Below are 20,612 nucleotides of genomic sequence, written 5' to 3' on the forward strand. Positions count from 1 at the left end.
AACCCGTGACAATGCAGGTGCCACCTCGCACAGGTTCGCGCGAACCTGTGCGCTTTCGCCAAATTCTGGATGTCCGTCTTGACCGACATTCGAAATCGGGGCACCCGGGACGTGTTCTTCCTGGTCTGCGACGGATTGAAAGGTCTACCGGAGGTCGTCGAGAACGTGTGGCCGGCCGCGACGGTCCAAACGTGTGTAATCCATTTGATCCGAAACACGTTTCGACTGTCGTCGCGGCAGCACTGGGATGCGCTCAAGCACGATCTCAAGCCGATCTACACCGCACCGACCGAGACGGCAGCGCGGGCAGCGTTCGACGATCTCGCAGACCGTTGGGGCAAGCAGTATCCGGCGATCATCCGATTGTGGAACAACGCCTGGCAGGAGTTCATCCCGTTCCTGGATTACGACACCGAGATACGGCGAGTGCTGTGCTCTACCAACGCGATTGAGTCCTTGAATGCCCGATACCGGCGGGCTGTCAAGGCTCGTGGCCATTTTCCCACCGAGGCTGCTGCGCTCAAGTGCCTCTATCTGGTGACGCGTTCACTGGACCCGACAGGCAAGGGCCAGGCACGATGGATAACGAGGTGGAAGCCTGCTCTGAACGCGTTTGCGATCACGTTCGCCGATCGTTGGCCGGGATCGGAAACTTACTGATGGAAATCCGCCGAAACACCGTTAGCGAGATAGACCCTTGCGCCGCTCCGTGACACGGTCGCAGGCAGTCGACGTAACGCAGCACGACGCTTAGCGGATGTGCGGGGGAAGGGTTCGGTCAGGGCAGCGTGACCGAATTGGGGCATGCGTCGCTCAGTCGTTCCAGAGCGCGAGTGCTAGGTCCACTCGATCGCCGCGCATGGGCGTTCCTTCACCGCGTAGTAGGGCGAGAGCATTATTGCCGTGGCAGGCGGCCGGGGTGCCGTTGGCGTAGACGACGCGGTGCCAGTGCGTTTCGTCTGCCCAACGGGTCATGACCTGCCCGACTTGGCGAGGGTGTCCGTTGACGAGGGTGGCGATCAGTCCGTATGTCATTACTCGGCCTGCAGGGATACCGTCGATGATGTCGAGGACGCGGCGAGCGAATGGAGAGGGTCCTTCTTCGTTTACTTCGGTCGACAATTCAGACATTGAAATACTTTGCTTCCGGGTGGTGCAGGACAAAAGCGTCCGTGGACTGCTCGGGATGCAGCTGCAGTTCTTCGGACAATTCGACGCCGATTCGCTCGGGTTCGAGCAACGCCACCAACTTGGCACGATCCTCGAGGTCCGGGCACGCGCCGTATCCGAACGAGTAACGAGCGCCGCGGTACTCGAGATCGAAGTAGCCGGCAACCTCGGTCGGGTCCTGCTCCGCGACGGTATGCCCCTCGGGGAGCACAAGCTCTTCACGAACGCGTCGATGCCAGTACTCGGCCAGAGATTCCGTGAGCTGGACGCCGATTCCGTGAACCTCGAGGTAATCACGGTACGAGTTCGACGCGAACAACTCGTTGGCGAAGTCCGCGATCGGCTGACCCATCGTCACCAACTGGAACGGAAGAACGTCCACCTGCCCGGTCGCTTCTGCTTCCTTACGCGAGCGCACGAAGTCAGCGATGCACAGGAAACGGTCGCGATGCTGACGCGGGTAGGTGAACCGGAACCGTTCAGGTGCATCCGGTTTCGGTTCGGTGAGCACGATGACGTCATCGCCCTCCGAGATCGCCGGGAAGTAGCCGTACACAACCGCGGCGTGCGCGAGGATGCCCTCGGACGTCAGCCGATCGAGCCAGTACCGGAGCCGCGGACGGCCTTCCGACTCGACCAGTTCCTCGTACGTCGGACCGTCGCCCTTGCGCTGACCGCGAAGGCCCCACTGGCCGAGGAAGAGAGCGCGCTCGTCGAGCAGCCCCGAGTACTCGGACAGCGAGATTCCCTTGACGATGCGCGAGCCCCAGAAGGGAGGTGTCGGCACCGCGATGTCGGTTGCGACATCGGAACGCTCCGGCAGGACGACGGGAACCGCTGCAGCTTTACGCTTTTCGGCGATGCGCTTGGAACGCTCGTGACGTGCCTTACGCTCGGCAGCCTTCTCGCGAGCAGCGATGGCCTCTGGGCTGTCCGGCGCCGGGCCGCCGCCGCGCTTGGTCGTCATGATCTGGTCCATCAAGTTCAGACCCTCGAAGGCGTCGCGGGCATAGCTGACGTCGCCCTCGTACACCTCCTGCAGATCGTTCTCGACGTACGAACGCGTCAGCGCGGCACCACCCAGCAAAACCGGGAACTGTTCCGAGACACCGCGAGAGTTCAGTTCCTTGAGGTTGTCCTTCATGACCACTGTCGACTTCACGAGCAGTCCGGACATGCCGATGACATCGGCCTTGTGCTCGATCGCAGCATCGAGAATGGTCGCGATGGGCTGCTTGATGCCGAGGTTCACGACGTCGTAACCGTTGTTACTCAAGATGATGTCGACAAGGTTCTTGCCGATATCGTGGACGTCGCCCTTGACCGTCGCAATGACGAGGCGACCCTTGCCGTCGTCGTCCGTCGCTTCCATGTGCGGCTCGAGGAACGCAACTGCTGCCTTCATGACCTCGGCGGACTGCAGAACGAACGGCAACTGCATCTGTCCGGAACCGAACAGTTCACCGACGGTCTTCATGCCCGAAAGCAGTGTCTCGTTGATGATTTCGATCGGGGACTTGACCGTCATCGCTTCGGTGAGATCGTCGTCGAGGCCGTTGCGCTCGCCGTCGACGATGCGACGCTCGAGCCGGTCGAACAACGGAAGTCCGGCGAGTTCCTGCGCACGGGACTCGCGCGCCGACGCAGCCGAGACACCCTCGAACAGAGCCATCAGCTTCTGCAGCGGGTCGTAGCCCTCGCTACGACGGTCGTAGACCAGGTCGAGTGCGGTTTCACGCTGCTCGTCCGGAATTCGCGCCATCGGCAAAATCTTGGACGCGTGAACGATCGCCGTGTCCAGACCGGCCTCGGTGCACTCGTGCAGGAACACCGAGTTGAGGACCTGCCGTGCGGCCGGGTTCAAACCGAACGAAATGTTCGAGATACCCAGGGTGAAGTGCAGTTCCGGGTACGCAGCCTTGAGCTGACGGATGGCTTCGATGGTCTCGATGCCGTCGCGTCGCACCTCTTCCTGACCGGTGGAGATGGGGAAGGTCAAGGCGTCGACGATGATGTCGGACTCGGCGAGTCCCCAGTTTCCCTTGATGTCCTCGATCAGACGCTTGGCGATGGCGACCTTGGTCTCGGCGGTGCGAGCCTGGCCCTCTTCGTCGATGGTCAGGGCGACGACCGCCGCGCCGTGCTCCTTGACCAACGTCATGATCTTGTGAAAACGCGATTCGGGGCCGGCGCCGTCCTCGTAGTTGACGGAGTTGACAGCGCAGCGGCCACCGAGGTGTTCGAGACCGGCCTGCAACACGGCAGGCTCGGTGGAGTCGAGCATGATCGGCAGCGTCGAGGACGTCGCCAGACGGCTGGCCAGTTCCGACATGTCGGCGGCACCGTCGCGGCCCACGTAGTCGACGTTGAGGTCGAGCATGTGTGCGCCGTCGCGAGTCTGGTCCTTGGCGATGTCCAGGCACTTCTGGTAGTCCGCGGAGAGCATTGCCTCGCGGAAAGCCTTGGAGCCGTTGGAGTTCGTGCGTTCACCGATCATCAGGATGCTGGCGTCCTGCTCGAACGGCACCGCCGAGTACAGCGAAGAGGTACTCGGCTCGTGGATCGGGGTGCGCTGGGCCTTCTCGACCTGACGGACCGCGTCGGCGACCGCGCTGATGTGCTCGGGTGTCGTACCGCAGCAGCCGCCTACGAGGCCGAGTCCGAACTCGGAAACGAAACCACTGAGGGCTTCGGCCAATTCGTCGGCGGTCAGCGGGTACTCGGCGCCCTTGGGGCCGAGCTGCGGCAGACCTGCATTGGGCATGACCGACACCGGCAGCGTCGAGTACTTGGACAGGTGCCGGAGATGTTCGCTCATCTCGGCCGGCCCGGTGGCACAGTTCAGGCCGATCATGTCGATACCGAGTGGCTCGAGTGCCGTCAGCGCCGCACCGATCTCACTGCCCAGGAGCATCGTTCCAGTTGTCTCTACCGTCACGTGCGTGATGATCGGCAACCGCAGTCCGAGTTGCTCCATCGCGCGCTGACTGCCGAGAATGGCCGCCTTCACCTGAAGCAGGTCCTGGCAGGTTTCGACGAGGATGGCGTCGGCGCCACCGTCGATCATGCCGAGCGCAGCTTCGGTGTACGCGTCACGAAGGACTGCGTACGGTGCGTGCCCGAGGCTGGGGAGCTTGGTTCCCGGTCCCATCGAGCCGAGTACGAATCGGGCCATGCCGTCGCGGCCTGGTCCCATCTCGTCCGCTACTTCACGGGCGAGAGCAGTGCCTTTTTCCGCGAGTTCGCGGATCCGGTGAGAGATGTCGTAGTCGGCGAGGTTGGGCAGGTTGCAACCGAAGGTGTTGGTCTCGACGGCATCGGCACCAGCGGCGAAGTACGCACGGTGGATGTCTTTGAGCACGTCGGGACGGGTGTCGTTGAGGATCTCATTGCACCCCTCGAGGCCGAGGAAGTCGTCCAGGGTGAGGTCCGCGGCCTGCAACATGGTGCCCATCGCTCCGTCGCCGATGACAACGCGCTGTTTCAGCGCATCAAGCAGGGCAGAGTTCAACGGGCCGGACGTGCCGCCGGTCATGGACTCCGAGGACACAGGGGCGATCGGAGCGTTGGTCTCGGATCGGTTCAATGCACTTACCTCACAGGTCGGTTGTCATCGACACGAGACAGCGCCGCAGACCCGCACCCAGAGAAAGAGCAGGGCACAGTTCGGCAACTCGATCGTGATCGACAACGAAACAGAAGGATAACGGTCGAATCAGTGGCCGCAGAAGGCCGTCGATACTTTCAGATTGTTTTGGCGACGGTCAGCAGTACGCTCGAGGACTCCAACGCTTCGAGAGAATGCCGAGCATTCGGGACGATCAACAGATCGCCGGATGAGCCCTCCCACGCGTTTTCGGCTGCGCACAGGCGTACCCGACCGGTGAGCACGTAGACGGTCGCTTCCCCGGGGTTCTCGTGCTCGTCGAGCCTTTGCCCCGCAGCCAGCGCGATGACAGTTTGACGCAGGACGTGCTCATGGCCGCCGTACACGGTACGAGCGCTGCGGCCGCTCTTCGAGTTTTTCGCCTTGTCGGCGAGTTGGCGCGCTAGCGCTGTCAAAGACATCTTTTCCACGATGGTCGCTTTCTGTCATTTGTCCGGTGCCGTCGAGGGTTCACGTCGTTTTCGGCTCGTCGGCTACGAGGTTGCGAGTAGGTTTCTCTGGTGGTTGGTGTGTGTGCGGCATCTACACAGTCGTGATCGAAGTCCGCCCGGGATCATGTAGTTGTATCGGCATCGTGCACGAGGTTCCATCAGGCCTGTGTCGGGGGTTGCGGATGATCTCGTGTGGTGAGGAACTTCGCGGGGTCACTACCGGCACGAGCGCCGCTGCTGAGCCATCGGGCGAATCCTCGAGGATCGCGACGTTCGAGTTCGTCGAGGTAACGCTCGCGGGTACGCGCGAGGTGCAGCGCGTCCGGAGTCGGTGTCGATGGATCATGGTGCAGCGCCGCATAACTCACGCGCCAACATCGGCACAGGGCTTCGTTCGACAGGTCGCTGCAGTCCGGTAGCGGAAGAAGCGGCACCTCGACGGCGCTGGTGTGGATCAGAGGGCTTGTCGGCGAGCACGGGGGTGACTGGGTGAACTTGACCCTGCCGTGACAATAGCGGGACACCGGGGGAGAGGTGAGGGTCATCAGCAGTATCAGCGGTAAGGCAGCAGCGCCGGAGAGCGCGATCAATCCGATGACACCGGCCACGACTGCCGCCCACGTAGCGCCGTCTCGTAGCGCAATCGCCAGGAGGGTTCGCGGTGGTGGGGTAGCGCGAAGTGTGATCGGTCGCAACCAGGGTGAACCCGCTCCGATCAATACTGCGGCAATCATCGCCGATATCAGTACGTCGGCAGAGACGGTGAGGAATGCGACGATCCCCCCTGACGCGGTAAGGACCGCTGCGGCGACCCACCAGATGATGCGATAGATGCTCATGGGATGTAATCCCTTGCCGTGAGGAAGTGTCCAACTGTTCCTGTCTCGGTGCGGTCCGCGAAACGGCGAATAGGTGCGAGTACACCGGCGGTCCCACAACGAGCGGGGGAGGGGAATGCGACTGCGCGACAGCAACATCGATGTACACGATCCTGTGTGTCATTGCTGCTCCAGTTGTGCCAGGCACGTATGTGGGGTGTCCCAGGGGGTGAGCGTGCTCTCGATCTGGCGTGCGCCGAGTCGTGTCAGGACCCCGCGTATCAAGCCCAGGTGCAAGGAGCAGACAACGCCGGGGTTTTGTCGGGCGACGCTTTCGAACGGGCAGGCGTGCAATCGGATCCGCGTCGGTGATGTCGAGGTTTCGAGTTCCGGATCGAACCCCATCTCCGCGAACAAGGTGGTGACGACGAGCGCTGCTTCTTCTGTCGGCCGGCCGGTTCCGGAGGTTGCGCCGAGTTCGTCGCTCGCCCACTGTCTGCCCGCAGCCTCGGCGAGGTTCTCCGGGGTGCCGTCGCTCTGGCGTGCGAAGTGGGCCGCCAGAACGTGAGCCAACTTTTCGTATCCGGAGGTGGCGCCGACTCCTGACCCGAGTGCATTCTGTGCCCGGTAGAGCTGGCGTGGACGCCCACGGGTGACGTTGTGTTCGGTCTCCTTCGCGATCAGACCGACCTCGATCAGTGCGTTCAAGTGGAACCGAACTGTGGTCACATGCAGATCGCACAAATCGGCCAGTTCGGCGGCGGTCATCGATTCCGCGCCGGCTCGCAGGGCGTCCAGCAGTTGGACTCGGCGCCGTGACGCCAGTACTGCATGAGTACCGGCGCGTGCCGACCCTGTTCCTTTTCGTATCGCCATACTGTAAGACTTTAGAGGAAAGATGTCCTCGAAAATAGGCAGTGTCCTGGAGGCCGCTCATGACGTACGTGATCGCTGCACCATGTATCGACGTGATGGACCGAGGATGTGTCGAGGAATGTCCGGTGGACTGCATCTACGAAGGGGCACGGTCGCTCTACATCCACCCGGACGAATGCATCGACTGCGGAGCGTGCGAACCGGTCTGCCCGGTCGAGGCCATCTCGTACGAATCCGACGTGCCCGCCCGCTGGGAAGATTTCATCGACGACAACGCTCACTTCTTTCATCGTCTACTACCCGGAGCGGCCGAGGTGGTGGGATCTCCGGGTGGGGCCGCGAAGCGTGGTCGCGTCGGCGTCGATACGGAGTTGGTAGGCGGGTATCCGCACCCGGGCGATCCGGATGGCGGACCGCCGTTCGGCGAGCAGTGAGGGTGGCCCATGACTCCCGTTGTGACAGAACTCCTTCCTTCGCGGCCCTACCCGAAACGCCGGGGGTTCAAGGGCACGTTCCTCTATTCCGCTGCCACCACGACCGATCCAAAAAAGCTGGGCGTGATGTATCTGGTCACCTCGTTCGCCTTCTTCATGTTGGGCGGATTGATGGCCCTGCTGATCCGGACCGAACTTGCCGTCCCCGGTCTTCAGTTTCTCTCGAACGAGCAGTACAACCAGCTCTTCACCATGCACGGCACGATCATGTTGCTGCTGTATGCGACTCCGATCGTCTTCGGCTTCGCGAACTACATACTTCCCCTGCAAATCGGTGCACCGGATGTCGCGTTCCCGCGACTGAACGCGCTCAGCTACTGGCTGTACCTGTTCGGTGCGCTCATCACCGTATCCGGATTCCTCACCCCGGGCGGAGCCGCGGACTTCGGATGGACGGGATATACCCCGCTGACCAGTGCACTGCATTCACCAGGTGTCGGCGGAGATCTGTGGATCATGGGACTCGCACTGGCCGGCGTCGGGACCATCTTGGGCGGGGTCAACATGATCACCACCGTGATCTGTTTGCGAGCACCCGGGATGACGATGTTCCGGATGCCCATCTTCACGTGGAATGTCTTCATCACCATGATCCTGGTGTTGTTGGCTTTTCCTATTCTCACAGCAGCGCTGATGGGTCTGCTCGTGGACCGACACTTGGGCGGGCATCTCTTCGATCCCGCCACCGGTGGTGCGATCCTGTGGCAACATCTGTTCTGGTTCTTCGGACATCCCGAGGTGTACATCGTGGCCATACCGTTCTTCGGGATCGTCTCGGAGATCTTTCCCGTCTTCTCCCGCAAGCCGATCTTCGGCTATGCCGGACTCGTCTACGCGACGATCGCCATCTCTGCGCTGTCGGCGGCAGTGTGGGCACATCACATGTTTGCCACGGGAGCCGTTCTGCTGCCGTTCTTTTCGATGATGAGTTTTCTCATTGCCATACCCACCGGGGTCAAATTCTTCAACTGGATCGGAACGATGTGGAAAGGACAACTGACCTTCGAGTCGCCGATGATGTTCTCGCTCGGATTTCTGATCACTTTCCTCTTTGGCGGTCTGTCGGGGGTGATACTGGCGAGCCCGCCCCTCGACTTCCACGTCACCGATTCGTATTTCCTCGTCGCGCACTTCCACTACGTTCTCTTCGGGACCATCGTCTTCGCCACATACGCCGGGATCTATTTCTGGTTCCCGAAGATCACCGGACGATTCATGAACGAACGACTCGGTAGGTGGCATTTCTGGACGACTTTCGTCGGTTTTCATACAACCTTTCTGGTTCAACATTGGCTCGGCGCCGAAGGCATGCCGCGGCGGTATGCCGACTACTTACCCTCGGACGGATTCACCACGCTGAACTCGATCTCGACGATCGGTTCGTTTGTTCTCGGAGCGTCACTGCTGCCGTTCGTGTGGAACGTGTTCACCTCGTACCGCTACGGAGAGGTCGTGACGGTCGACGATCCGTGGGGTTACGGAAATTCGCTCGAATGGGCAACAAGTTGTCCGCCGCCGCGGCACAACTTCACCGAACTGCCTCGGATCCGCTCCGAGCGTCCCGCGTTCGAACTGCATTACCCACACATGGTCGAACGAATGAGGACCGAAGCAGCTAGAAGGAAGATTTCCACAGCCGTAGTGGAAGGACCGAACTCGATCCCGTCCAGTGAGGTCGATGGCCTATGACCGAAGCGGCACGCTACGCGCAATTAATCTTGCCGGTCTTTTGGCTCGGGATGGTCGCTGCGATTTCCTTCCTGGAAGCACCGATCAAGTTTCGCGCTCCCGGAGTGAGCCCGGCCATCGGGCTCGGGATCGGCCGCAAGGTTTTCACCGCGCTGAACGCGGTGGAGTTGGTTCTGGCACTGATATTGCTGGCATCGTGCGCGGTCGCGAAACCTGCCGTCCCCGCGTTGACGTTCGTTGTACTAGCCGTGTCGGTGCTCGTTGTTCAGGTTGCGGCGATCCGACCACGGCTGAGTGAACGGTCAGACCGAATCCTTGCCGGAGAAGTCTTACCTCGTTCGAGGACACACGTGGTGTACATCGCTTTCGAGTTGGTGAAGGTCGTGTTGTTGATCAGTGCGATCATCTCCCTGTTCCAGGTGTTGACCGCATGTCTTCACTGACACCCGGACCACTTCCACGAAAGGTTCCCGATGAACGAATGCATTTTTCACATAGCCCTTGCTGATGACTGGGAAGGCGCTCAACGATTCGGAGAATATGAAGGATCAACCCGCGCAAAGACTCTCGATCAGGTTGGCTTCGTCCACGCTGCCACTGCAGGGGATCTCGAGAATGTTCTCGCGACAGTGTACGGAGACCTCCGACTTCCACTGGTAGTGGTAGTTGTCGATCAGGATGCTCTCCTTGCAGCGGGGGTCTCGATCAGGTGGGACGAGCGCAACCCATCACCTCCTGGTGCAGACACACGGGTTCCCCGGATCCTCGGAGCAATACCGTTGGATCCGGACATCGTCCTCGATGTTCTCCCGATCGACGAAGTCGGCGGGGAATGGGTCGTTCCCGACATGTCCGCATATACGCTCCGAGATACGACGCGGTAGCCGACAAAACTCAGGTAAGCCGACTTTCCGACCAATAGTGATGAGCAGGGTCAGGTCCTCGAACAATTTTTGCACGCCAGTTACCTAGCCGGTGTCACCTACAGCGTTTGGATGTAACCGATGGTTGACTCCACCGATCCGTCTACAGCGCCGAGAGCGGACCCCGATGCCGTGCGGACTCCTACTGTGGCGCAAAGCTTCCGCACGCAATTGATCCCAGGCGCGGACGTCGTCGACCCTGTCACCTGGGCGGGTTCGGTGCCATATGCCACCGGCATCACACCTCGTATGCGCATCGGCCACAGCAAGCGGTTCAACCTGCTCTGGCTGCTCCCTATCGGATTCGTCGTCCTGATCGCGACAATGGCTGCGGCACAGCACTTGCGTGGGTTGTCGTCGGTGCAGGTGTTCATCGAACAGCACCCCGGAGTCGGCGAGGTCCGCCCAGGGGAAACGTCTGCCCTTCCTGCATGGTTGGGTGCGCAACACTTTCTCAATCTGTTTCTGATGGTCTTCATCATCCGGTCGGGCATACAGGTTCTCACCGACCACCCTCGGCTGTACTGGACCCGGCACAGCACTCCTGGCCGGGAGTGGTTTCATATCTAAAAGCCTGTTCCTGCCGATCCCTTGCGGACAGCGCGCGACGGACCCAACCGTGCAACATGGGGCCGATGCCTACACGTGCGATCTCAAGCTCGACTGTTGATAAGTCGCTCGACGCAAAAGTGTACGACGGTCTTCGGCGGCAGACCGATTCCAGATCGAGTCCCCACAGCCGTTACACCGTCGACAGTTGCCGTTTGGGTGCGATGTAGGTGAGCGAACCGTCGATAGCTTGGGGTTAGCGATAATCCGGATTGAACTGTTACGGTGAGTTACTTGAAAGTTGTTCGTTCTTCATGAGGTCGGGGCCGAATGGAGCTCCACCAGCAATGAAACTATGTAGCACAGTGCTTTTCCGGAACGAAAGTCCCTGTACATTATTTGTCCGTCGTTGCGTTCGACGCATCGAGCTGTCTCACCGAGATCCGATCGATGCTTGCGGGATCATTGCAGTGCCATTCCGTACGGCCGCAATCAGCGTTAAGACGGTGACGCCATGACGAGCAGATGTCGGCGCGAAGCCGCATTGCTCGCCGTGTTTCTGGCACAATTCGAACCCGTAGCCGGGGGACAGAAACCGACCGTCACTCGCCTCACCGCCCGTGAGATCGACCAATGGCGAGAGGACTACGAGCAAGCGCTGCAATGGTCAGCTGCAACGAGTTTCAGCACGAACGACGTCGCCAACCTCAAGGAAATGCGTCGACGGTACGGATTTACCTCCGTCCTCTGAGAGTGCACTACGGGACGATGTGCTCGACTCGACCTTTCGGCAACAAACCAATATTGCACGGTCGGTGCCGCTTCACAGCGTTCTCGACCATGTCGACGTGGTGCGTTGGGCCTTCGTTTGAGATCCCCCTCACATAAATAGTCATCTCAGATGCGAATTATGTAGGTTCAGATCATGCAACTGACGCAGTTCACCGATCTGGGATTGCGCGTCGTCATGCGGTTGGCCGTACTCGACGCCGATGCCTCCCCCAGTACCCGGGTAATTGCGCAGCAGCTCAACGTGTCGTACTCCCATGCCACCAAGGTGGTTACACGGCTCGGTGAGCTTGGCATCGTCACAACCAGGCGCGGTCGCGGCGGCGGGCTTTCCATCACCGAACTCGGCCGCACCGCCACCATCGGCTGGCTGGCCAGACGCCTCGAAGGCCCGGGTGAAGTCGTCGACTGCGAAGGCGACAAACCGTGCCCACTGCGCGGCGGCTGCCTCCTTCGGAGCGCTTTGCGAGAAGCACAGGAAGCGTTTTTCGTTTCACTCGACGCGGTCACGATCGAAGACGTCATCCGGCAGCCATCCAAAACTGTCCTGCTACGCCTCACCACCCGGAGCGACGAAGCAGGCTGATCAATCGAATTTCGACCGAACGGAGCAGCTCATGCTTTCCCCACAGTCAACCGAGGTCATTCGCGCCACCCTTCCCGTGGTCGGCGCCGCCATCGGCGATATCACAACCCTGTTCTACCGCAGGATGTTCGACGCACTTCCTGAACTCGAACGTGATTTGTTCAATCGCGGCAATCAGAAACAGGGCGAACAGCAGAAGGCTCTCGCCGGCGCCATCGCGGCATTCGCGACGCTTCAGCTCGAGCCGGACAGCGCCAAGGTCGATCTCATACTCTCACGCATCGCGCACAAGCATGCGTCGCTGGGAATCACGCCCGACCAGTACGCAATCGTGCACGAACACCTCTTTGCCGCGATCGTCGAAATACTAGGCGATGCAGTCACTCCCGACGTCGCAGCAGCCTGGGACGAAGTCTACTGGCTGATGGCGGAAACCCTCATCACGATGGAGCGTGGCCTCTACCAACTCGCCGGCGTCGACGCCGGTGACGTCTGGCGCACGGTCAGGATCAGCGAACGAGTTCTTCAGTCCGCCGATACCGTCTCCCTGACGCTCACTTCGCTAGACGGCAGTGCACTCCCCACCTTCGCGCCAGGACAGTATCTTTCGGTCGGGGTTACGCTGCCCGACGGCGCTCGCCAGATCCGCCAATACAGCCTGTGTTCGATACCGAGCAGCGCAGACTGGCGGATCAGCGTCAAGCGAATCTCCGGCACTCCTGATGGCGAAGTGTCGAACTTCCTCTACAACAACGTATTCGAAGGTCAGGAACTCTCCGTCACCACGCCTTTCGGTGATCTCACCATGCCGGATGACAACTCACCTCTCCTACTCGCGTCGGCCGGAATCGGTTGCACACCGATGATCGGGATGCTCAATCATCTCGTGAACACCGGCGCTCAGCGTTCGGTCTCTGTCATTCATGCGGATCGATCCATCGCCGATCATGCGCACCGAGCAGAACTCAGCACACTCGTCGACAAGATTCCCGCCGCAACTTTGCATCGTTGGTACGAGGATCTCGGCACGCACGTGGCGTTCGGATCGGTTCACGAAGGACGGGCGGATTTGCAAGACATTGCAGTGGAGCCCGATACCCAAGCCTTCCTCTGCGGGCCGATGCCGTTCATGTTGGCGATGCGCGCATCGTTGCTCGAACGGGACGTCCCGGCGCAGAATATCCACTACGAGGTCTTCGGGCCCGACAGCTGGGCCAACACCTGAGCGGAGCCGACATGACGGAAGAGCAACCGGTGGAAACTCTTTCGCGGTGGTCCGGTTCCGGAGCGATGTGGCGGGTTCTGCACAGAACCCCCACCTCGATCACGGTGTCACTACGACGCTGCGACGACGGCGAGGAAGTGGACCGGCTGACCTCGTCCGATCCAGATCTCCTCGCGTGGATCGGCGACCGCTCCGGCAGCGAGGACTGACCGGACCACTGCTTGTGGTCGACGGGCACGTTATCCGTGGAATCGTGGTGCGATCAGCTCTCGGGGTAACTGTTCTGGGCTTGGGTAAGCGACGATGACACGTATACCGTCAGGGTCGCAGCCATCGACGAAAGTCACTCCACCGACTACCTGGGTGAAGGTAGAGGCATCGTATGCGCGTAATCGAGCACCGATCCGCGCCAATTCTTCTTCGGTATCAGCGGACCACATGACGTAGCGGACGCCGATATTGCTGATGTTGGGCCGGGATGCGTCTTTTTGGACATACATGTAAATCTGAAAATCGTCCGGCGTCAGGAGAAGGGCCGCCTCGCGTTCGCGAAGGGCGACACGGCAGGTGAACACGTCGCAGTAGTAGCTCACAGACCGGTCCAAGTGGGCTACTTGCATCACCGACGAGGCAACTTTCGCGGCAGCACACATTTTTTGTCCCCCAACTCCCGAGCAGGCCAGAGGTCTTCACAGTACCGTCATGCTCGACACCCTGGCTCGTACTGCAAAACCGACTTCTGAACGCGGCAAGATCGTCCGCCACTGTCGCGTACACAGCGTTTCCCCGTCCGCGTGTCGAGTACTCGATCTGCGAAGGGAGACGTCGGCATGGTCGGTCCAACGCGACTAGTGTGCCCGACCCGAGGACCTTCGCTCCGACGATCCCACGGAGTCGCGCATGAGGGCGATCGGGATGGAACAGAAGCGGTCCATCATCGACGCGGGCATCGCTGACCCGCGGTAATGTCAGCATCGTTGCACGTCGCAACCTGTCGAGTCCGCGTGAGAGAGCACTCGACAGGTTCAACCGACTTATTCAGCACAGGACCGAACGTGGTCCGAGTGTCCTCTCTTTGCGGTGATCGGCTGGTGCAGTCTTTCTTCGAGAGCTTCTCGGTCGCGTGACAGTGGGGTCCGGCCTGTGCAGGTCCTCGCTGTGGACAATTGGGGAGGGCGTCCTTCCTCAACGAGGTGAAGCTTGTGTTCATGTCAGGATGATGGTCTGGACCGTGTCAGAGGGTCCTGGAGCCTGATCCGGATTTGTGGTTCTCGCCGGTGCACAGCGAACTATCGACGTTAATATCGTTGTGCCGCAACAGGGACGGAGAAGACGGCGTCGGTCGGTGCGGCGGGGGCAGGGTGTGTTTCGAAGAACTACGCAACCTCCGGCGACGATCCAGGTTCGTCGTACGCTGTGGCGTCGTGTCATCGCGTACCACTGTCTTTGCGATGGGATAGTTGTCTTCGGTGCAGTGAACAGAGATGATGACCGCAGGCGCCCCGACCTGAGTGTGGACCACTTGGGGACCAGCTCACGGTCTGGGGCCGCAGGGGCCGACGGAAAGTCGATGTCACCGAAGATGATCGAACGGACGCGCCTGTCGAGCTCGCCCGCCGTGCTGCCTCTGGTCTGTCTAGGGGTTCAAAAGCGAAAGGGGTGGGTGAGACGGGTCAACCCCTGTATCGGCTCGGGTACAGCACAGTCAGAATTCATACGCCGGCTCGTCGTCGAGGATCTTTGTGAACATCTCGATGAGCCCGCTCCTGTCGGATTCGGCCCGGGCGGTGTGGCACGCACCGTGCAACTCGTCGTCGTCGGTCTTCTGCCAATCGAGTCCGGCCCCACGTTCCGAGAGAAGCAGGTCGAAGAACTCGCGAGTTGCCCGGCCATTGCCCTCCCGAAAGGGGTGCGCAAAGTTCGCGTAGTCGTACAAGTATGCGATTTTGCGCGCAAGGCCCACCTCACTCACCGTCGCGAGCTGTGTACATTCGTATATCTCGAACGCGACATGATCCATCGCCTGATGAATATTGCCTGGCGGGCAGAACGACTGGTTGCCCTTCTCTGTACCCACAGTGCGCACGTCGCCGGCCCAGAGGTACACATCTTGGAAGAGCTGACGGTGGATGGCCTGAAGGAACGTAAGGTCATAGGTTCGGTCCCCGAGGAGTCCGGGGGATTCACGAAGTTCGATTATTCGGGCTTCGACAAGATCGTTCTCTGCATCGCTGAGCGCCTCGATCGTGTCGGCGCCCACACGGTTACGTAGAACGTCCGTGCCGGGGATGAAGTAGCCCTGCCAGTCCGTCTCGAGGTCACCGGTATTCCACGGATGCTGCACTGGTTACTGGACGTTGTACCGGCGGCGAACCCGATCGCCGAGCTCAGTCGCGGTGATCGTTCCGCGCGCGTAGGCGAGCTGGTCCGTGCGGGTGGCGGCGGTGCTGCGGGCGCCCTCGAGTTCGGTGCTCTTGCGGATAGCCCGGATCGTCTTCACTCGACGTTTGGTCTTCTGCAACTCGGTCATGGAACTTCACCTCCTGGTATCTCCAGAATAGTCGACGGACCCGAGATCTCGTGGAGGCGGTGTCGACGGACGTGGGGGCGTGGCTCGTTAACTGGTTTTAGCGATCTGTTCGGCTGCGCCTCAATCTGTGCTGCAATTCCGGCCGTCTCCACCACGACCGCAGTGCTGGATCGGCGGGCGCCGGGTGGCAGCCTTCGCGTGATGGTGCCGACTGTGACTGGGGGCTCTGATCCGGTTGGCACGGGTGAGCGGGGAATGAAGACGTCACGTCACCGCCAGTTGGACGGTGGACGGTGATGGGTGATCCGTTCGAACCTCGTCCATCCCTGCAACGAAGTTTTCGGATCGGCGGATCACGCCTGCAAGTCGCGTGGGGGCCCGTGTTGCACCCCACAGTGAAGTCAGTCGACGCAGTTGTCACATACTCTGTTTCAGCCAGGAGGATGGTGTCCGCAGCGGCCGATTCTCCGTTCGGGCGGGACTTCGCTCGGTTGCCCTGTCAAGGCAGAGGGATGAAGACTTGCGCTCGCGCAGACGGTCTCCGGGCCCTGCAGTATGCGTAGCAACGCGGCGTGAGGAGCGCCCCTAACAATCCCCGGCCGGGCAGGAGTGGTGGTGGTTCGGCGCGGCAACGAACATCGGGCATAAGCGGCCTATTCTGAAGGATCGGGTGGGTACCAGATGCGTGTTCCGTCGATTTTCGCGAATGATGTCATGGTGTGTGGTTTGGCTGAGGTGGGGCTCATGATGTCGAGGACCTGGTAGTCGCGTAGGAGTAGGGCGTCGCCGATCATCGATCGGTGGCATCGCCACGGGACGGCTTCGGCGCACATGATCGTGGTGACGGCTCCGGTTGCGGCGGTGCATAATTGGTCGATGCCTTCTTGGAAGGGCTCTGTTTGCATGTAGTCGGCGTAGCCGCGGAACGAGGTGTTGCGCCAGGCGCCGTTGATGGAGTTTTTCGTGGTGTGGCGCAGTCCTCCGAGCCTCTCGATCCATTGATAACGAATGCCCTGGCTGGGGAGGGCTTCGGTGAGGGCATCGTGTCCGAACTGGGGGTTGTGACGCGATTGGGGGACGGAGCGGACGTCGACGACTTGTTCTACATCGTGGGCGCGGAGAAGTTCGACGAATTCGTCGAACGGGTGTGTCGAGTGGCCGACCGTATACATGCGTTTCATGCACTCCATCATCAGGTGCGGGAGGTACTCGCGCTTCCAAATGCTCATCGCCGCGGGGAGGCGAGAAACGTGCGGAGAAGTCCTGTTTCAACCCCCAGCGCACGGCGTTCCTGGTCGTGTGCACAATGAATGAATGCCACGTTCGAGTCCGGTGTCTGCTTGGAAGTCCCTTCGTGAGGGCAACGAGCGGTTTGTCAACGACGCGTCCATTCATCCCAGTCAGGGGATTGCCGATCGCGCGAAACTCGTCGACGGGCAGCACCCCACTGCGGTGTTGTTCGGTTGCGGAGATTCGCGCGTAGCCGCGGAGATCATTTTCGATCAGGGTCTGGGCGACATGTTCGTCGTGCGCACCGCGGGTCACGTGCTCGATGATTCGGTTCTCGGTTCGATCGAGTACGCCGTCGATATCCTCGACGTGCCGCTGATCGTCGTGCTCGGGCACGACGGTTGCGGCGCAGTGAAGGCAACGCTGGACGCTCTGGACGAGAATGCGGTGCCCGATGGTTTCATTCGTAGTGTGATCGAGCGTGTTGCACCGTCGATTCTGATGGGCCGCAACGAAGGTCTGTCCACGGTCGACGAACTCGAAGGTCGTCATGTGGTGGAGACGGGGTCGTTGATCATGCAGAGGTCGCGGATCATCGCCGACAAGGTGGGCAAGGGTACGTGCGCGATCGTCGGCGTCACGTATGCGTTGTCGGACGGCCGGATGCGCCTGCAGGGCACTGTCGGTGATGTCGGAGAAACCGCAACGGGCTCCGAGTCCGGTGACGCCGATCGCCTCGCCTGAAACGACCGCGCCAGAACGCCAGTAAACCATCGGCTGGGCGGCTGGAAATTTCTGTCGGGATCCCGCGAATGCCGCCAGGCCAGCGTGAAGGCGGGGAGCGGGTCATCGACGTATCGCGGCTTAGGGGTGTTTGATCATGCAGGAATCTTTGGCGCATGTGTTGACGGAGATCCGAGGGTGCACGCTGTGCGCTGACCAGCTGCCCTACGGTCCGCGGCCCGTCGTGCAGGCCGGTCCCTCCGCTCGGTTACGCATTATCGGCCAGGCACCCGGACGTAAAGTCCACACCACCGGTATCGCATGGGACGACCCGTCGGGGGATCGTCTGCGCCGGTGGCTGGATCTCACGTCGACGCAGTTCTACGATCCGGGCACGGTCGCGCTCACGTCGATGGGGTTCTGCTATCCCGGCAAAGCACGTTCGGGCGATAAACCGCCGCAACGAGAATGTGCAGCCCGGTGGCACCCGCGGCTCGACGATCACTTGCCGAGCATTGCGCTCACGGTATTGGTCGGTCAGTATGCACACGCCTATTACTTAGGGCGGGATCGCAGAACGTCGTTGACCGATACCGTCCGCGCTGCCGAGGATTACTTGCCGCTCGGCTATCTCCCTGTACCGCATCCGTCTCCGCGCAATCAACCGTGGCTGTCGAAGAACCCGTGGTTCGAGGAGGACGTGTTACCGATCGCGCAGGCTGCAGTTCGGGCCCTCCACCTTTGACCGCTGCCGGTTCTCCTGGTGCACGGCCTACGAACGCGTCTCGCCTGGTCAGTGCCGCATGTGCCAGCGTCGATGTCGAGTGCGGGATTACTCTGTTCGGCGTGACCGACGTATCGACTCGACAGCGCCGAGCCTGCTGACCCACTGAGCTGAGCAACTGGCGTGGTCACTTTGTTGCTCTCACCGACCTCGACGCCGCGAACTGTTCCGGGGAGAACAACCACGCGGGGGCTCGCTGTTCGGACCCGACGATTGCTGCGCCCGTAATTCATTGGCGAGAGTCGAATGTAGGGCCGGGCCGGGCGTCACGCTTGCCTGCTCGATCGCGGCAGCGGATGGTGAGGGGATGGATCGCTACTGAATTACCATGCCCGACGGTTCGGCCGTCGACGAATACTTCCACTCGGACAACGACGCAATCACAGCAGCCACGGAAGCGAACTCGGGCACGAGTTGTGGGATCACCGTCGAACGCTACGCCGAGGACGGCCACCTCTTCGCAACGCATTTCCCTCAAGGAGGGCACCGCGGTACCGCCCGCCGGCACCGCCCTCGCCCCGGATAGGCCAGCAATCGTCCAGTCCAGGATATAGAGAATGTTGTTGCGTCCCGATACGGCGGCGAAATCGGCTCGTTGATCCTCTTCCGGGAAACCGCATGGCAATCATCAAGTGCCGCAAGGCTTCGATCTCAACCGGGCCCGCAGTGCCGTTCCCTTCCAACATGGGATCTACAGACTGTGGACTTCCTGCCTGTCGTGCCGACGGCACGTACCTGTCAATGACGGGTGATGACCCCGGACCTCCGCCGGTATCGCGATACGTGATCCACAGCGGTGCTCGACTGCCGTTCCGCAGGATTGAAGCGTAGGAGGTCGGGTTGACTCACCACCGTATGTCGCATCGCCTGAACAACGAATTATGCTTCGGCGGAAAGTGATACGAGTTTCTGTTGTAGTTTCGGCTCCATGTCGTGATGTGGCAACTCTCCGAACGAAGTGTTAGCACGTTCTGCGATTCCGGAGGCAGTTCGTTCACTGGTTTTTGTCGGGGCGCAGGCCGCCGAATGCCCTAATGTGTGTTCTCCCCGAATTACGTGAAACGTGCAACGAGCAAATGCGTGAATTCAAGAAATATGGTGGGCTGTCGTTGCCGGAGGGGTAGGCAGTATCAGGGCGCTGGCAGAGACGTGAGTTCCTGTTTTCGTAGGGATCGACGAGTGTGAAAAATGCCCAAGGTTCTCGGGTGCTCCTGCGCGGGCGTGATTGCGTTGGGTCGATGTCGGCCCTGGCAGCGTCGGCCCGGGTTATGTCGTTGCAGCTGCGGGAATCAGCAGGAGATCGTCGGAAGAACTCGGCCACATGATGTCCAACCGCCCCGCCCACTACAACTAAAGGACTAACCCGAAAGAACTAACTCCTCCCGTAGAAGAGGTTTGTCCGATTCGGCCTAACGCAAACCGTCCGGTCTGTGCTAATTTTCTGTTCTTCGTCATCGGTTTGGTTCTGCTCGGCGGCATGATCTTCGCTTCGACGTCGGAATCAGCTGTGCGACTGCGCTCTTCGCTGGATCTGATCGGTGCAGTACTGCTCGGATCGGGCATCGCCGGAATTCTGATCGGCGGTTTTCGGAAGCTTAAATTTCCCCTGTGAGAGGCGTCAATCGCATGTCCAAGAACACTCGTCGTACCGGAACCATCGCTGCCCTCGTCGGCGCAGCCGCGCTGATCGCGCCGGCCTTCGCCCATGCCGCACCGACCGGTTCGCTCGGCTCCGCAGATCCGGGGGCGGGCTTCACGTGTTCCGCGACGTCGACTGAAACCACCGCCAACGGATGGGGCATCCCGTTCACCGACGAGAAGGACCAGACCGCCTCCTACTCGGCAGAAAACGTCTTCGACAAGGACGGCTCACTCAAACTCGAAGTCACCGATGTCACGGATCGCTCCGTCTCGTACCACGCGGCCGGCAGCATCAAGCTCGCCGACGCTGCAGCGAAGGAGATCGGGTTCTCCGAGCGCGCAGTCACCACCAGCGCCGCGTTCCAGCTACGCCTGACCGGCACCACGAACCCGGCCGACAACGGTTTCACCGGCTCTGTCAACTTAACTGAACGCAACTGGGAATCAACAGCATTCGGCCGCACTTGCGCGGATCATGTTGGTGGGA

The 20,612-nt window shown here is 60.8% G+C and carries 22 protein-coding genes and 2 pseudogenes; 15 read left to right on the plus strand and 9 right to left on the minus strand.

All coding sequences use genetic code 11. From position 1 onward, the window contains the following. Positions 1-57: 57 nt before the first annotated feature. A pseudogene (locus tag V3587_RS29765) lies at positions 58-660 on the plus strand (IS256 family transposase); the annotation flags it as partial. Positions 661-813: 153 nt separating this feature from the next. Here the strand turns inward: V3587_RS29765 and V3587_RS29770 are convergent. The 5 genes from V3587_RS29770 to V3587_RS29790 all read right to left on the minus strand — a co-directional run bounded on the left by V3587_RS29770 (position 814) and on the right by V3587_RS29790 (position 6,962). Beyond that, a complete protein-coding gene (locus V3587_RS29770) occupies positions 814-1,131 on the minus strand; it encodes an MGMT family protein (RefSeq protein ID WP_058037461.1) in 318 nt (105 codons plus the stop codon). Then, positions 1,124-4,705: a methionine synthase gene (gene metH, locus V3587_RS29775; protein ID WP_058037460.1), complete on the minus strand. Its 3,582-nt coding sequence runs from the start codon at positions 4,703-4,705 to the stop codon at positions 1,124-1,126. The genes V3587_RS29770 and metH overlap by 8 nt, the downstream gene beginning before the upstream one ends. A 209-nt stretch (positions 4,706-4,914) precedes the next feature. After that, positions 4,915-5,247, minus strand: a complete 333-nt coding sequence (locus V3587_RS29780) for a cupin domain-containing protein (protein WP_283377703.1) — start codon at positions 5,245-5,247, stop codon at positions 4,915-4,917. A 179-nt stretch (positions 5,248-5,426) separates the two neighbouring features. After that, complete coding sequence (locus V3587_RS29785) at positions 5,427-6,107, minus strand: hypothetical protein (protein WP_007732992.1); 681 nt, start codon at positions 6,105-6,107, stop codon at positions 5,427-5,429. 159 nt (positions 6,108-6,266) lie between these two features. After that, positions 6,267-6,962 (minus strand): helix-turn-helix transcriptional regulator, encoded by a 696-nt coding sequence (locus V3587_RS29790; RefSeq protein ID WP_019749589.1) that lies wholly within the window; start codon positions 6,960-6,962, stop codon positions 6,267-6,269. Between the two features lie 59 nt (positions 6,963-7,021). Here V3587_RS29790 and fdxA point away from each other — a divergent pair, with 59 nt between their 5' ends. The 9 genes from fdxA (at position 7,022) to V3587_RS29835 (ending at position 13,426) form a co-directional block, all read left to right on the plus strand. Further along, positions 7,022-7,396, plus strand: coding sequence for a ferredoxin (gene fdxA, locus V3587_RS29795; protein ID WP_007732994.1), 375 nt, complete (start codon positions 7,022-7,024; stop codon positions 7,394-7,396). A 9-nt stretch (positions 7,397-7,405) separates the two neighbouring features. After that, the gene (ctaD, locus tag V3587_RS29800) at positions 7,406-9,145 is read left to right on the plus strand and encodes an aa3-type cytochrome oxidase subunit I (protein ID WP_283377702.1); all 1,740 of its coding nucleotides are present in this window, start codon (positions 7,406-7,408) and stop codon (positions 9,143-9,145) included. Then, complete coding sequence (locus V3587_RS29805; protein ID WP_283377701.1) at positions 9,142-9,588, plus strand: hypothetical protein; 447 nt, start codon at positions 9,142-9,144, stop codon at positions 9,586-9,588. Before ctaD ends, V3587_RS29805 begins: the two co-directional genes overlap by 4 nt. Before the next feature lie 30 nt (positions 9,589-9,618). Further along, positions 9,619-10,029 (plus strand): DUF952 domain-containing protein, encoded by a 411-nt coding sequence (locus V3587_RS29810; protein WP_007733000.1) that lies wholly within the window; start codon positions 9,619-9,621, stop codon positions 10,027-10,029. 120 nt (positions 10,030-10,149) lie between these two features. Beyond that, positions 10,150-10,638, plus strand: a complete 489-nt coding sequence (locus V3587_RS29815; protein WP_238565229.1) for a molybdopterin-binding oxidoreductase — start codon at positions 10,150-10,152, stop codon at positions 10,636-10,638. 493 nt (positions 10,639-11,131) lie between these two features. Beyond that, entirely contained in the window at positions 11,132-11,368 is a 237-nt protein-coding gene (locus V3587_RS29820) for a hypothetical protein (protein ID WP_007733004.1), read from the plus strand. Between the two features lie 174 nt (positions 11,369-11,542). Continuing rightward, entirely contained in the window at positions 11,543-11,992 is a 450-nt protein-coding gene (locus V3587_RS29825) for an RrF2 family transcriptional regulator (protein ID WP_019749593.1), read from the plus strand. Positions 11,993-12,023: 31 nt separating this feature from the next. Then, on the plus strand, positions 12,024-13,217 hold the full coding sequence (locus tag V3587_RS29830) for a globin domain-containing protein (protein ID WP_331703497.1): 1,194 nt from the start codon (positions 12,024-12,026) through the stop codon (positions 13,215-13,217). A gap of 11 nt (positions 13,218-13,228) precedes the next feature. Continuing rightward, entirely contained in the window at positions 13,229-13,426 is a 198-nt protein-coding gene (locus V3587_RS29835; protein ID WP_007732173.1) for a hypothetical protein, read from the plus strand. A gap of 30 nt (positions 13,427-13,456) precedes the next feature. Here V3587_RS29835 and V3587_RS29840 read toward each other — a convergent pair whose 3' ends face one another. The 4 genes from V3587_RS29840 to V3587_RS29855 all read right to left on the minus strand — a co-directional run bounded on the left by V3587_RS29840 (position 13,457) and on the right by V3587_RS29855 (position 16,919). Then, on the minus strand, positions 13,457-13,870 hold the full coding sequence (locus tag V3587_RS29840) for a VOC family protein (RefSeq protein WP_007732172.1): 414 nt from the start codon (positions 13,868-13,870) through the stop codon (positions 13,457-13,459). A 1,052-nt stretch (positions 13,871-14,922) separates the two neighbouring features. Continuing rightward, entirely contained in the window at positions 14,923-15,561 is a 639-nt protein-coding gene (locus V3587_RS29845) for a Fic/DOC family protein (RefSeq protein WP_007732169.1), read from the minus strand. Between the two features lie 3 nt (positions 15,562-15,564). Further along, entirely contained in the window at positions 15,565-15,747 is a 183-nt protein-coding gene (locus V3587_RS29850) for an antitoxin VbhA family protein (protein WP_007732167.1), read from the minus strand. Positions 15,748-16,400: 653 nt separating this feature from the next. Further along, positions 16,401-16,919, minus strand: a complete 519-nt coding sequence (locus V3587_RS29855; protein WP_007732163.1) for a DUF488 domain-containing protein — start codon at positions 16,917-16,919, stop codon at positions 16,401-16,403. A gap of 142 nt (positions 16,920-17,061) precedes the next feature. Here V3587_RS29855 and V3587_RS29860 point away from each other — a divergent pair, with 142 nt between their 5' ends. The 5 genes and pseudogenes from V3587_RS29860 to V3587_RS29880 form a co-directional block, all read left to right on the plus strand. Continuing rightward, positions 17,062-17,721 (plus strand): carbonic anhydrase, encoded by a 660-nt coding sequence (locus V3587_RS29860; protein WP_007732161.1) that lies wholly within the window; start codon positions 17,062-17,064, stop codon positions 17,719-17,721. Between the two features lie 136 nt (positions 17,722-17,857). Then, positions 17,858-18,445, plus strand: coding sequence for a uracil-DNA glycosylase family protein (locus tag V3587_RS29865; RefSeq protein ID WP_019749598.1), 588 nt, complete (start codon positions 17,858-17,860; stop codon positions 18,443-18,445). Between the two features lie 367 nt (positions 18,446-18,812). Next, a complete protein-coding gene (locus tag V3587_RS29870) occupies positions 18,813-19,010 on the plus strand; it encodes a hypothetical protein (RefSeq protein WP_007732151.1) in 198 nt (65 codons plus the stop codon). 951 nt (positions 19,011-19,961) lie between these two features. Continuing rightward, on the plus strand, positions 19,962-20,096 hold the full coding sequence (locus V3587_RS29875) for an MFS transporter (protein ID WP_238565220.1): 135 nt from the start codon (positions 19,962-19,964) through the stop codon (positions 20,094-20,096). 14 nt (positions 20,097-20,110) lie between these two features. Further along, positions 20,111-20,612 (plus strand): annotated as a pseudogene (locus tag V3587_RS29880) (hypothetical protein); the annotation flags it as partial.

This window comes from Rhodococcus sp. IEGM 1306 (assembly GCF_036541985.1).
GTDB classification, from domain to species: Bacteria; Actinomycetota; Actinomycetes; order Mycobacteriales; family Mycobacteriaceae; genus Rhodococcus_F; species Rhodococcus_F qingshengii.

What these genes read in the sequence shown, in the direction of transcription:
- V3587_RS29770 (WP_058037461.1), bottom strand. Translation starts at nt 1,131, where the DNA reads ATGTCTGAATTGTCGACCGAAGTAAACGAAGAAGGACCCTCTCCATTC.
- metH (WP_058037460.1), bottom strand. Translation starts at nt 4,705, where the DNA reads ATGACCGGCGGCACGTCCGGCCCGTTGAACTCTGCCCTGCTTGATGCG.
- V3587_RS29785 (WP_007732992.1), bottom strand. Translation starts at nt 6,107, where the DNA reads ATGAGCATCTATCGCATCATCTGGTGGGTCGCCGCAGCGGTCCTTACC.
- V3587_RS29790 (WP_019749589.1), bottom strand. Translation starts at nt 6,962, where the DNA reads ATGGCGATACGAAAAGGAACAGGGTCGGCACGCGCCGGTACTCATGCA.
- fdxA (WP_007732994.1), top strand. Translation starts at nt 7,022, where the DNA reads ATGACGTACGTGATCGCTGCACCATGTATCGACGTGATGGACCGAGGA.
- ctaD (WP_283377702.1), top strand. Translation starts at nt 7,406, where the DNA reads ATGACTCCCGTTGTGACAGAACTCCTTCCTTCGCGGCCCTACCCGAAA.
- V3587_RS29805 (WP_283377701.1), top strand. Translation starts at nt 9,142, where the DNA reads ATGACCGAAGCGGCACGCTACGCGCAATTAATCTTGCCGGTCTTTTGG.
- V3587_RS29810 (WP_007733000.1), top strand. Translation starts at nt 9,619, where the DNA reads ATGAACGAATGCATTTTTCACATAGCCCTTGCTGATGACTGGGAAGGC.
- V3587_RS29815 (WP_238565229.1), top strand. Translation starts at nt 10,150, where the DNA reads ATGGTTGACTCCACCGATCCGTCTACAGCGCCGAGAGCGGACCCCGAT.
- V3587_RS29820 (WP_007733004.1), top strand. Translation starts at nt 11,132, where the DNA reads ATGACGAGCAGATGTCGGCGCGAAGCCGCATTGCTCGCCGTGTTTCTG.
- V3587_RS29825 (WP_019749593.1), top strand. Translation starts at nt 11,543, where the DNA reads ATGCAACTGACGCAGTTCACCGATCTGGGATTGCGCGTCGTCATGCGG.
- V3587_RS29830 (WP_331703497.1), top strand. Translation starts at nt 12,024, where the DNA reads ATGCTTTCCCCACAGTCAACCGAGGTCATTCGCGCCACCCTTCCCGTG.
- V3587_RS29835 (WP_007732173.1), top strand. Translation starts at nt 13,229, where the DNA reads ATGACGGAAGAGCAACCGGTGGAAACTCTTTCGCGGTGGTCCGGTTCC.
- V3587_RS29840 (WP_007732172.1), bottom strand. Translation starts at nt 13,870, where the DNA reads ATGTGTGCTGCCGCGAAAGTTGCCTCGTCGGTGATGCAAGTAGCCCAC.
- V3587_RS29850 (WP_007732167.1), bottom strand. Translation starts at nt 15,747, where the DNA reads ATGACCGAGTTGCAGAAGACCAAACGTCGAGTGAAGACGATCCGGGCT.
- V3587_RS29855 (WP_007732163.1), bottom strand. Translation starts at nt 16,919, where the DNA reads ATGTATACGGTCGGCCACTCGACACACCCGTTCGACGAATTCGTCGAA.
- V3587_RS29860 (WP_007732161.1), top strand. Translation starts at nt 17,062, where the DNA reads ATGCCACGTTCGAGTCCGGTGTCTGCTTGGAAGTCCCTTCGTGAGGGC.
- V3587_RS29865 (WP_019749598.1), top strand. Translation starts at nt 17,858, where the DNA reads ATGCAGGAATCTTTGGCGCATGTGTTGACGGAGATCCGAGGGTGCACG.
- V3587_RS29870 (WP_007732151.1), top strand. Translation starts at nt 18,813, where the DNA reads ATGCCCGACGGTTCGGCCGTCGACGAATACTTCCACTCGGACAACGAC.
- V3587_RS29875 (WP_238565220.1), top strand. Translation starts at nt 19,962, where the DNA reads ATGATCTTCGCTTCGACGTCGGAATCAGCTGTGCGACTGCGCTCTTCG.